General features: G+C 69.4%; 3 protein-coding genes (1 of these 3 running past the window's edge). All 3 read right to left on the bottom strand.

Annotated elements, in window-relative coordinates:
- Tightly spaced (each overlapping or abutting the next), the 3 genes in view from KBA48_RS15070 to KBA48_RS15060 form a layout consistent with a single transcriptional unit that may run on beyond the window.
- A protein-coding gene (locus KBA48_RS15070) for a non-ribosomal peptide synthetase (RefSeq protein WP_292907755.1) crosses the window boundary here: on the bottom strand, nucleotides 1–343 show its 5' portion. It extends 9434 nt beyond the left edge of the window; only the first 343 of its 9777 coding nucleotides appear in the window; the start codon lies at nucleotides 341–343; its stop codon lies off the left edge, out of view.
- Nucleotides 340–5004, bottom strand: coding sequence for an SDR family NAD(P)-dependent oxidoreductase (locus KBA48_RS15065; protein WP_292907753.1), 4665 nt, complete (start codon nucleotides 5002–5004; stop codon nucleotides 340–342). The genes KBA48_RS15070 and KBA48_RS15065 overlap by 4 nt, the downstream gene beginning before the upstream one ends.
- Nucleotides 5001–12377, bottom strand: coding sequence for a hybrid non-ribosomal peptide synthetase/type I polyketide synthase (locus KBA48_RS15060; RefSeq protein WP_292907751.1), 7377 nt, complete (start codon nucleotides 12375–12377; stop codon nucleotides 5001–5003). Before KBA48_RS15060 ends, KBA48_RS15065 begins: the two co-directional genes overlap by 4 nt.
- Nucleotides 12378–12446: the final 69 nt, after the last annotated feature.

Here is a 12446-nt window from a genome sequence, read left to right as displayed (position 1 = left end):
GCAGGCTGTCATGCCGGCGGAACAACTCGTCTAACGCCGCCTGCAACGCCGGCACCGCCAGATCGCCCCGCAACCGGACGGCGCGGGCTTCGATATAAAGCGTGGGGCAGTCGGTCTCCAGCCGATCCAGCGACCACAGCATCTCCTGGTTTGCCGATGCCGGCACCGCCCTTTCGGCCAGCAGGTGCGCCACCAGATCGGCCTTGCGCTCCAGCATGGTCGCGCGCAGGGCACCCTGCACCACCCCCTTGGGGGCGGAGAAACGCAACTGCCCGGCCTCCACCCATAGCCGGACATCCAGGCTTTCCAACTGCCGCAGAAGAATGTCCAGCCCGTCGCTCACAGGGTGCCTTCCTCCCGGTCGTCTTCTGCGGGCGGCGGGGTGCGGGTGCGGGTGCCAAGGGCATCCTCGATCCGACGGGCCAGTCCCGCCACGGTCGGCGTGGCGAAGAAGCTGCGAATATCGAGCGTGACGCCGAAACTTTCGCGGATCTGTGACAGGATACGCGTGGCGCCCAGGGAATTGCCGCCCTGTTCGAAGAAATTGGCGTCCGGCGCCGGGGGCGGACCACCCAGGATGCGCTGCCACAGGCTGGTCAGGAACGCGCTGGCATCCTGGTCCACCCCACGCGCGACACCCGCCTGTGCCGCCGGGGTTTCTGTTACCGTAACGTCGCGCCTGGCGCGGGAGACCATCACCTGCGGGGTGATACCGATGGGCAGCCGCCGGAAGATGGCCACGCCTTCCTCCGGCGTGATGCTGTCCACCTCGAACGGGTTGCCGTGCAGCCCGTCCAGGGCAGGGGGAGGGGCCAGGACGGGCATGATGGCGAAGGGCGATGACAGGGCATAGCCCTCGATCTCCACCATCACGCCCCCCTGACGGTCGGCCAGCACCATGTTCCAGCGCATTGTGCCGTCCGCGCCCTCGGGCGGTGATTGCGCGACACTGACCAATTCCGGCCCCAAGGGGCGGTGGAGGCGCAGGCGGCGGTAACCGACCGGCAGGTGCAGTTCGCCGGGCGCCTGCCCATGGCCATGGATGCTGGTGGCAATGTCCAGCAGGGCGGGGTGCAGGACGAACGTCGCCATGTCGCCATGGAAATCCGGGGCCAGGGCCAGTTCGGCGACGCTGCGACCCTCACCGCTGCTCAATCCCGTCAGTGATTGCCAGCGCGGGCCCAGATGCAGGTCGGGCGGGGCCCGGTCGGGCAAGGCGTGTGATCGCGCCGCTGGCGCCACTGGCACCGGGGCCGGACAGGCATTGGCCGCCAATGGCAGCAACTGGCCCTGGCCATGCAACAACGGCGCGGCGTCCGGTACCAGGCTGTCCACCCGGAAGAAGTGGCCCCCGGCCGATGGTGTCAGGCTGACGCGGATCTGCGCCCCGCCATCCGCGCCCACTGTCAGGGGGCGGACCAGGGCAACATCGCGCAGTTCCACGGGGCTGAACCCGCCCTGCTGATGCAGGAAGGCCGACAGGGCCATCGCCACCAGCCCGGTTCCGGGCAGGGTCGGGCGCCCGAACAGCCGATGTTCGGCCAACAGCCAGTCGCGCTCCCCCTCCAGCCGCCCTTCATAGCGGATTTCGCCGTCGGGCATGCGAATGCGGCGTTGGAACAACGGATGGTCCAGCACGGTGGTTTCCGCCCCCCGGTTCCACACATCCTGCGCCATGCCCAGCGTGCGCCAGGAGTTCCAGTTGACCGACAGCACCGGCATCGGGTTGTCCGGACGCTGCGCCAGCGCGTCCAGCACGGCATTGGCGGCGGCGTAATCCGCCTGTCCCACCGTCGGCGCCACGGCGGCAAGGGAGGAACAGAACAGCATGAAATCGGGCGGATCGTCACGCAGCAGGTCGATCAGGGCCGAGGCCCCTGCGACCTTCGGCGCCATCACCGACCGGGCCTGTTCGGCCGTCAGCGTTTCCAGCATGACCGCACCGGGCAGGCCGGCGGCATGGATCACGCCGTCGATCCGGCCGAAACGGGCGCGGGCCTGGGTGATGACGCTGGCAAGCTGTGTCGCGTCAGCCGCGTCGGCCGCCAGGGCCAGCACATCGACACGCCGTTGGCGCAATGCCGCCAGCCGCCTCGCCTTGTCGCCCCTATCGTGCGGCCCCGGCACGGTGCGCGATACCAGCACCAGACGCGCCTGATACGCATCGGCCAGATGCTGCGCCAGCGTATGGCCGATGCCGCCCAGACCGCCGGTGATCAGATAGACCCCACCGGGCCGCAGCAGGCCAGCCAGCGTGTCGGGCGCCAGTTCCACCGGCTCGGCCCCCGGTGCCCAGCGCTGATTGCCGCGCAGCGCGACCATGGATGGGGCTGCGAACCGGATCTCCGCTGCGATTGTGGCGGCCGTGACGCCGACCCCGGCATCGATGGTGCGCAGGGTGATGCCAGGATATTCCTGGGCGGCGACGGCGGCCAGGGCGGGCAGCGGCGCCAGTTCCGGGCGCACCGGATCGGCGCCGGTGACCTGTGACAGGGCGGTGGCCAAGGTATGGATGGCAAACGGCTTGCCGGCCCAGGTCGCCTCCACGGCTTTGATCCAGCGATGCAGGTCCAGGAAACCGGCCAGGGCCTGTTCCGCCATGTCCGGGCCGGACGGGTCGGCGCACAGGATCAGGCCGACTGGTTCCCAGATCCGCAAGCGGGTCAGCAGGCGGTCCAACTGGTCGGGCTGCGTGGGATCGACGACATAGCGGCGTTCCGCCGGGTTGGCGGGCGCGGTGCCAGGGGTGACGCGGATCACCGTGTCGCCACTGGCCTCTAGCGCCATCGCCAGCCTTTCGCCCATTCCGCCCCGGTCCAGCACCAGGATGCGGCAGCAGGGGGGGCTGGAGGGCTGGATGCGTGGCGGCAATCTTTTCCAGGATGGAACCCGGAAGGCGGGCAGCGTCTCCGCAACGGGGGCAGGGGGCGGCGCAACCGGTGCCGCACCCTGTTCCTGCGCACCGGCCAGCCAATGGCGCTGCCGTTCGAACGGGTAGGTGGGCAGGGCCAGACGCTGCGGCGGCGCGTTGTCATGCACCGCCTTCCAGTCGGGTTCCACCCCGGCCAGCCACAATTGCCCCAGCATCTGCGCCAATCCGCCCGTCTCCGGCAGGGTGATGGTCAGCCTGATATCGGCGGGATCGGTGGGGGTGTCGATGGGCAGCAGCGGGATGTCAGCCGGCCACCCGGCGCCATCGAAACGGCCGCGCAGGCTGGCCGGCTTGATCCCCCAAATGATCAGGGTGCGGGCCAGCGCCCGGTCGAACATCTGCTTTGCCGCCGCATCCGACAACCCGTCAATGGCCCGGTCAAAGCGCGCGGGCTGCCCCTCGTCCAGCAGCCGGCGCAGGGTCGGCTCGGCCCGATAAGCGGCCCGCGCGGCGACGCGGTCCAGGGGGACGGCGGTGAAAATGAAATGCACCGGCGGGTTGCGCAGGGTGGTGACTGTTTCCGGCGCCGGCCGGCGCAGGTCGCGTATCAGCGTGGCAGTATCGTTGCCAACCACCAGCCGCCGATGATTGAAGCCATGGCGGCCGGCCTGCAAGGTATAGGCGATGGCCGCCGGCGGCAGGTCTGGATGGGTCTCCAGATGCTTGGCCAGCCGGTCGGCCATGGCATCCAGGGCAGCCTTGCTGCGGGCCGATAGCAGGATGGCGTGGGGCCGGGCGCCCGTATCCGTCGGCGGTGGCGGTTCCGGCGCCTCCTCCAGCACCAGATGGACATTGGTGCCGCCATAGCCCAGCGACGTCACCCCGGCGCGGCGCGGGCCACCATCCGCGTCCCAGGTACGGGTACGGCCATCGACACGGAAGGGGGAGGTATCGAAATCGATACGCGGATTGGGAGCGTGGAAGTTCAGCAACCCCGGCAGCATGCGGTGGCGCAGGCTGAGAGCGGCCTTGATCAGGCCGACCACGCCCGAGGCCCGGTCAGCATGGCCGATATTCGGCTTGGCGGAGCCGATGGCGCAATAGCCGCGCCGATCGGTGAAGACGCGAAAGGCCTTGGTCAGGGCCGCGATCTCGATCGGATCGCCCAGCAGAGTGCCGGTGCCGTGGCATTCGACATAGCCGATGCTGTCGGCCGATATTCCGGCATCACGCAGTGCCTGCACCACCACGCGGGCCTGTCCGTCGACGCTGGGCGCGTTGTAGCCGGCCTTGCGGCTGCCGTCATTATTGGCGGCCGATCCGCGGATCACCGCGTCGATACGGTCGCCATCTTCCAGCGCATCCTCCAGCCGTTTCAGCAGCACGGCCCCCACACCGTTGCTGAACAGGGTGCCGTCGGCCCCGGCATCGAAGCTGCGCACCACGCCGTCGGCGGAATAGAGGCTGTCGGGCATGTGGCGGTAGCCCTGGGTCTGGGGCACCCGCACCGACGCGCCACCGGCCAGCGCCATATCGCACTCCCCCTCCAGCAGGCTCTGACGTGCCAGATGGACCGCCAGCAGCGAGGTGGAGCAGAAGGATTGCACCGTGAGGGCCGGCCCGCGCAGGTCCAGCTTGTAGGCGATGCCCGTGCTGAGGAAATCCGGGTTGGCGAAAAAATCCAGCCCGACATCCATGGCGGTCAGGTTGGGTTCGACATTGTTGCGCCAATAGCTGTCGGTGCTCTGGCCGAAAAACAGGCCGGTGCGGCCTTGCGTGCCCTTCGGGTCGATGCCGGCATTCTCCAACGCTTCCCAGCAGCATTCGAACAGCAGGCGGTTCTGCGGCGCCAGGCATTCCGCCTCGCGCGCCGTGAAGCCGAAGAAGCCGGCATCGAACTGGTCGATATCGGGCAGGGTGCCGCCGGCGGGCACATAGTCGGGCCGGGTGAATTCGGCCTCCGGCACGCCCGCCGCCCGCAATTCATCAGGGGTGAAGCGGCTGATGGAGCCGACGCCATCGCGCAGGTTACGCCAGAACGCATCGGGCGTGTTCGCACCCGGTACACGCAGCCCCATGCCAATGATGGCAACGGCGCCGTCCAGATCATCCTCGGTGCTTGTCATGCTCATGGCAGGAAATCGTCCCGTTTTCTGTCCCGCCGCGAGCGGCGGCTGTCCTTGCCCCGATCGGTGGTATCGACCGTCGTCACCACCGGTGTTTTTGCCGGGTCCAGCAGCAGGGCGAGCGCCGCCACGGTGGGAGCTTCATACAGGGTCACCGCCGGCAGGGCGACACCGAACGTCTGGTTCAGCCGGGCGACCAGCCGGGAGCCGATCAGCGAATCCCCGCCCAGGTCGAAGAAATTGTCCTGGATGCCCACGGCGCGGATGCCCAGGATCTCCTGCCAGAGCGCCGCCACCTGCCGCTGGGCCGGGGTGGCCGGCGTGATGAAGGAGGTGGCCAGTTCCGGCCGCTCATAACTGTGCGGGGCCGGCTGCGGCTGTTCCCGGGCGGCCGCCGCGATCTCCCCCAACATGGCGTTGAGGTCGGTGGGCGAGACCACGATATGCGGCAGACCCGGCTGGGTCATGATGCGGGCAAAGGCGTCGATCCCCTCCTCCACGCTGAGCGCCTGCAGCGCCTGGCGACGGCTGACCGTGCCTCGGCCACCGCGCGACAGGCCGGTATCGGCCCAGGCGTCCCAGCCGATGGCGATGGTAGGCAGGCCGGCGGCGCTGCGCCGATGGGCGAACGCATCCAGGAAGGCGTTGGCGGCGGCATAATCCATCAACCCGGCGGCCCCCAGCACGGCACTGCTGGAGGAGAACAGGGCGAGGAAATCCAGCGGTACATCCGCCACCGCGTCGGCCAGCACCAGGGTGCCATCCAGCTTCGGTGCCAGCACCCGCGCCATCCCGGCCGGGTTCCTGGCCGTCAGCGCGCCATGGTCGGCGATGCCGGCGGCATGGATGACCCCATGCAGGGCGCCATGGTCGGCCAGGATGCCGGCGATCAAAGCCGCCATGGCGGCGCCATCGCCAACATCGGCGGCCCGGAGAGTGACACTGGCCCCGTAACCCTCGATCTCCCGCAGGATGTCGTGTCTGGGATCGGTGGGGGACAGCGCCGTGCGGCCGCACAGGATCAGCCGTGCCTGATATTCGCGCGCCAGGAACCGGGCAATCTCCAGCCCGATGCCGCCCAGCCCGCCCGTCACCAGATAGACACCCCGACGGCGCAGCAGAGAACCGGTTGCCCGGTCTGCGATGGTCAGCGGCTGGAAGTCCCGCACCCAGCGGCGGTTGCGGCGATAAGCCACCAGCCGGTCGCCACGCGGATCGTGGATTTCGGCCAGGATGCGGTCGGCGGTCCGGTCGCCATCGGCCGGCGCGATATCAATGATCCGGCAGGCGATCCACGGGCATTCGCGCGGGATGACCAGGGCGGGGCCGATCAGCAAGGCCGCATGGGCCGGCCCTGGCGCGTCGCCCGCCACCTCCTGCACGCCATCGGCAATGAGGATCAGGTCGACCGGCTCCTGATGGCGGGCCAGGGCCTGGGCCAGGAACAGCAGGCTTTCCAGCCCCTGCGTAACGATCCGGTCCGGTGCGGCACCCAGGCAGCCGGCATGGAGGATACGGCGCAACGGCCCCTGGCCGCGCACCCGTTCCAGCAGGTCGGCATAGGCGTCCGCGCGGTGAGGCAGGTCGGTCTGGGTGTTGACCATGGTGACCCGTTCGCCACCCGCGCGCAGCCGGGCGGCCAAGCTGTCCGCCACCCCGGCGCCATCGGCGAGGATCAGGGTCGGCCCGTTGCCATCCATGGTGGGTGCCGCGGGCAGGGCGGTCGGCGTCCAGCGCGGGATGTAGAACCGGTTCGACGGCTCGGCCCGTTCCGGCATGGCCGCCCGGGCCGGTCGTCCGGCTGCCGGCGGGTCCACCCAGTAGCGCTGCCGGTCGAAGGGATAGAGCGGCAGCGGCACCCGCCGGCCCCCCTCCGTCGTGGCAAGCGCGTGCCAGGACAGGTCCACGCCGCTGGTCCACAGGGCGGCGGCGGCCTCGGCCAGACATTCCCCGTCCTCGCGCGCCTCCGTTTCCCGCCGGGCCGTCGCCAGTATGGTCGCACCGTCGAAGCCACCACGCTGCGCCAGCCGTTGCGCCTGACCGGCCAGGGCGCGGCCAGGGCCGACTTCCAGCAGGATACGGTGCTTGCTGGCCAGCAGCGTTTCCATCCCCTGGCGGAAGCGGACCGCGCCACGCAATTGCCGCACCCAGTAATCGGGATCGCAGGCCTGCGCGTCGGTCAGCCAATCCCCCGTCAGACAGGAGATCATGGCCACGCGCGGCGGGTGGCGCGGCACGGCGGCGACCGTCCGGCGGAATTCGTCCAGGATCGGGTCCATCATCGCCGAATGGAAGGCGTGCGAGGTGGTGAGCCGGTGCGTCGTCACATTGCGCGCCGCCAATGTCGCGGCGACGGCGTCGATGGCGTCGATCGCGCCCGACAGCACGCATTGCGTGGGGCCGTTATCGCCGGCAAGGTCGATCCTGTCCGACAGAAATGGTTCCACCTCCGTGGCGGGCAGGTTGACGGCCAGCATCGCGCCGGGCGGCAGGGACTGCATCAGCCGGCCGCGCGTAGCGACCAGCCGCAACCCATCCTCATAGCTGAAGATACCGGCCAGGCAGGCGGCGACATACTCCCCGACGCTGTGCCCCATCATCGCCTGCGGTGCCACCCCCAGGGATTGCCAAAGGCGGGCCAGGGCGTGTTCGATGATGAACAGGAACGGCTGCGTGTTGCGGGTCTGCCCCAAAGCCGCCGCTGCGTTATCCCGCCCACCCGGTGCCGGGTACAGCATGGAGCGGAGCGTCTGCACGGGCGTGCCGTCGGTTGCGGCCAGCAGTGCCAGGCCGTCATCGATCTGCCGGCGGAAATCCGGCCGGTCGCGGTACAGGCCCAGCAGCATGTCGGGATGCTGGGAACCCTGGCCGGGGAACAGGAAGGCGATCTCCGCGGCGCCGTCCACCCGCTTGGCTGGCGCGCGCGCCAAGGCGGATGCCGCCTGTTGGCCAACGGTCCGGACCAGAACGGCCGCGCGGTGCGCAAAGGCGCTGCGGCCCTGCTGCAAGGTGAAGGCGATATCGGCCAGGGCCGGCGGTGCCGGGCTTTGCAGCGTGGCTGTCAGGTCGCGTAAAGCCTTGTTCAGTCCGGCGGCGCTACCGGCCGAGACGGGCAGCACCTGCCAGCCTGTCGGCTCTGCCGTGTCGGGCCGGGCAGGGGCCTGCTGGACCACCACATGCACATTGGTGCCGCCGATGCCGAACGAACTGACCCCCGCCCGGCGCGGTCCCGTTCCGGCCGGCCAGTCGCGCAAGGCGTTATTGAGGGCGAACGGGGCGGTGGCGAAGGGGATGGAAGGGTTCGGGGTATCGGCATGCAGGCTGGCGGGGATCATTCCCTCCCGCACCGTCAGCACCGTCTTGATCAGCCCGGCAATGCCCGACGCGGCACCCAGATGGCCGATATTGCCCTTCACCGATCCGATCAGGCAGGGGGCAGGCGCGCGCGGCCGGTCACCCCAGGCCTGGGTCAGCCCCGCCACCTCGATCGGGTCACCCAAGGGTGTGCCGGTGCCATGCGCCTCGACATAGCCCAGATCGGCGGGGGCGATGCCGGCACGCGCCCAGGCCTCTGCCAAGGCCAGCGCCTGGGCATCGGCGTTGGGGGCGGTGTAGCCCAGCTTTTGCGAGCCGTCATTATTGACCGCCCAGCCTGTCAGCACCGCATGCACCGTGTCACCATCGGCCAGGGCGCGGGCCAGTGGCTTCAGCAGCACCACGCCGACGCCATTGCCATTGACGGTACCACCGGCGTCGGCGGCAAACGGGCGGCAACGGCCGTCCGGGGAGGCGACCATGCCTTCGCGGTACTTGTATCCCTGGACCTGCGGCAATTGCAGGGAGACGCCACCTGCCAAGGCCATGTCACAACGCCCCTCCGCCAGCGCGTCGCAGGCCATGGCCACGGCGCTGAGGGAGGTGGAGCAGGCAGTCTGTACCGTCAGGGCCGGCCCGCGTAAATCCAGGGCATAGGCGGCGCGGGTGGCCAGGAAATCCTTGTCATTGGCGAGGCTGAGCGCGTAGCCGCCATTCATCTCCGCTGGATCGACGAGATGGGCCAGGTTGAACAGCAGATAATTGCTGATCTCCGACCCGGCATAGATGCCGACCCGCGCTTCCAGCCCGCGCTTGCCATAGCCGCCATGTTCCAGCGCGTGCCAGACGGTTTCCAGAAACAGCCTGTGCTGGGGGTCCAGGGTCTCCGCATCGCGCGGGGAATAGCCGAAGAAGCCGGCATCGAATTCCTCCACCCCGTCCAGCACGCCATTGGCGGGCACATAGGTGGGATCGTCCAGTACCGAGGGTGACACCCCGGCGGCCAGCAGGGCATCACGCGAGAAATGGCGGATGCTGTCCACGCCCTGGATCAGATTGGTCCAGAAGGCATCGATATCGGCGGCACCGGGCAGACGGGCGGCCATGCCGATCACTGCGATTTCATGCTTGTCCGCTGCCATCCGTGCCGGCACCGGAACCGGCACGGGTGCGGACATTCCGGCGCCGGCCAGATGTGCGGCCAGCCGGGCCACGGTCGGCAGGCGGAACAGGTCCAGCATCGCCACCGGGCCGAATCCTGCCTGTTCCAGCCGCAGCCGTAACCGGGCCAGCATAAGCGACGTGCCGCCCATGTCGAAGAAATGATCGTCGCGCCCCACCGATGGCAGGTTGAGCAATTCGCACCAGATGCCAGCCACGATGCGTTCAGCGTCGGAGGTCGGGCAGCTGTCCGCCACCATGGGGCCAGCGGTGCGCTGCGCCATGGCGGCGCGCAGGTGCCGCTCGACCGCCGCGCCGTCGATCTTATCGTGGGCGGTCAGCGGCAGGGCCGGCAGCGTCACCCACAGGCGCGGTACCATCCAGCCGGGCAGGCGGGATTCCAAGAATGACGCGGCCTCGCCCTCCGCCAGCGTGGTGCCCGTGGCCAGCACCAGACAGGCGCCCAGCACGTTCTCCCCCGACGGGGCGGTGACCGTCTGCACACGGGCCTGAGCGATGGCCGGATGGCGCAGCAGAGCCACCTCGACCTCTCCGGTTTCCAACCGCATGCCGCGCAGCTTGACCTGCCCGTCGGCCCGGCCGAGATAGTGCAGCGCCAGACTGCCACCCTCTTCCCGGACCAGACGCACGCGGTCGCCCGTCCGGTACATCGGTGCGCCATCGGGGCCTTGGATGAAGGATTGCGCGGTCAGGTCCGGGCGGGCCAGATAGCCCCGCGCCAGGCACCGGCCGGACAGATACAGCATGCCCGGCACACCCACGGGCACGGGCGACAGCTTGTCGTCCAGCACATGCAGCCGGCAATTGGCGATGGGGGCGCCGATCCGCACGCTGTCGTCATCGGCTGGGTCGTCGGGGCAGATCCAGGTGGAGACGAACACCGTCGCCTCTGTGGGGCCATAGACATTGACCAGCGTGGTGCCGGGCAGGACGCGGCGGAACCGGCGGATCAGGTCGGCTGGCAAGCGCTCCCCACCGCTGAACACCCAGCGCAGGGCGTTACAGGCCTTGAGGCCCGGTTCCTCCAGATAGGCTTGCCATTGCGACGGCACGGTGAAGGTGACGCTGACCCGCTCCCGCGCCATCAGGGCAACCAGATAAGCCGGGTCCCGGTGCCCGTCGGCGGCGGCCAGCACCAGCCGGGCGCCGGTGGTCAGGGGCCAGAACATCTCCGTCACCGACGGATCAAAGCTTGTCGGTGTCTTGGACAGCACGGCGTCGGCCGCGGTCAGCGGTGCCGTGTCCTGCAGCCAGTCCAGGCAATTGGCCACACTGTCATGCGCGACCATCACCCCCTTGGGTGTGCCCGTGGTACCCGAGGTGAACAGCACATAGATCAGGTCGTCCGGTGACACCGTCACGGTGGGCGGCTCGTCGTGCTCAGCGATCAGGTCGTCCGCCGCCAGGATGAGGTCCGGATCGCAGGCGGCAAAGCGGTCCAGCCGATCGGGCTGGACCAGCACCAGCGCCGGCCCCGCTTCCCCGACCATGCTGACCAGCCTTTCGGCCGGATCGTCGGTGGATAAGGGCACATAGGCACCGCCGGCCTTCAGCACCGCCAGCACAGCCACGATCATCGGCACCGACCGTTCGATGCATATCCCGACCAGCCGGCCCGGCCCGATGCCGCGCGCGGCCAGCACATGGGCCAGCGCATTGGCGCGGCGGTCCAGTGTGCGGTAGCTGACCGACTGTTCCCCCGCCACCACGGCGATGGCTTCGGGCGTGCGCCGGGCCTGGGCGGCGAAGCGGTGGTCGATGCGGCCGCCGACAGGGTCCCGGCCGCTGTCGTGCCACGTCGTCAGCGCCTGCCGGTCGGCGTCGGTCAGGATGCTGATGGCACCGACCGGTGCCGCCGGCTGGCGCAGCAGGCCGGCCAGCAGGGCGCGGTAATGGTCAGCGACCTGCGCTGCGTCCGCCTCATCATAGCGTGCGACATCATATTTCAGGACGCCATGCAGCATCCCGTCCGCCTTGAACCATTCCATGGTCAGCGGATATTGGCCTTCCTGCTGATCCAGGAAATAAGGCTCGATCTCCAGCGGCCCGAATGGCGCCCGTCCGCCCCGGCCCGGCAGGAACAGGTTGGCGAACGGCCCCATCTCCTCCAGGTTGCGCAGGTGGAACAGGGTGGTGAACAGCGGATGCAACCCGTCGCGGTCGGCCTGCGGCGCCAGCGCTGCGATCTCGGCGAAGGGCAGATCCTGGTGGGTGATGGCGTCCAGCACGGCCCGGCGCACCTGCCGCAGGAAGTCCGGCCAGACGGGATCGCCGGCCAGGCTGGCCCGGATCGGCAGCACATTGACAAAGAAGCCCACGGCGTCGGCCCAGGCACGCTCGCTGCGGCCCAGGGCGGGCGTGCCGGCGATCACATCGTCGCGGCCGCTCAACCGTCCCACCAATAGCAACCAGGCCGCCAGCAGGGTCATGTTCAGCGTGGCGCCATTCTCCTGGCCCATCTGCTCCAGCGCGGCGGCGGCCGTGGGATCAAGCGTGAAATGCAGCGAACGGCCGTTCAGCGACGGCTGCCCCCTGGTCCGGCTTGCCAGCGGCGGCATGTCGGCCGGTGGCGCATCGGTCAGCGTTGCGCGCCAATGGTCCCGTAGTGCTTGTCCGCGCGCACCGGCCAGCATCTCCCGCTGCCGGCGCACGAAGTTGCGATAGGTATCCGCCGGCGGCAGAAGTGGGGGCGTTTCCCCACGGATCAGCAGCGCATACGCTTGCTTCACCTCTTCCAGCAGCCGTTCGAACGACCAGACATCGATGGCGATATGATGCACCGCAATCAGCAGAACATGGTCGTCAGCGGCGCGGCGCCACAGGGCGACGTGGATCGGCGGTCCCTGTTCCAGCCGGAATGGGCGGCGATAGGCCCGGGCCACGGCCTCATGCAGGGCGGCTTCATCCGCGGGGGCGTCGGCCCGCTCGACGGTGAAACCGCCCGCATCGCC

Source organism: Niveispirillum sp. (genome assembly GCF_017996735.1).
Lineage (GTDB): Bacteria > Pseudomonadota > Alphaproteobacteria > Azospirillales > Azospirillaceae > Niveispirillum.
This window is presented reverse-complemented; position numbering and strand designations above follow the sequence as displayed.

Coding starts and splice junctions, on each gene's coding strand:
- KBA48_RS15065 (WP_292907753.1), bottom strand. CDS start 5,004: ATGAGCATGACAAGCACCGAGGATGATCTGGACGGCGCCGTTGCCATC.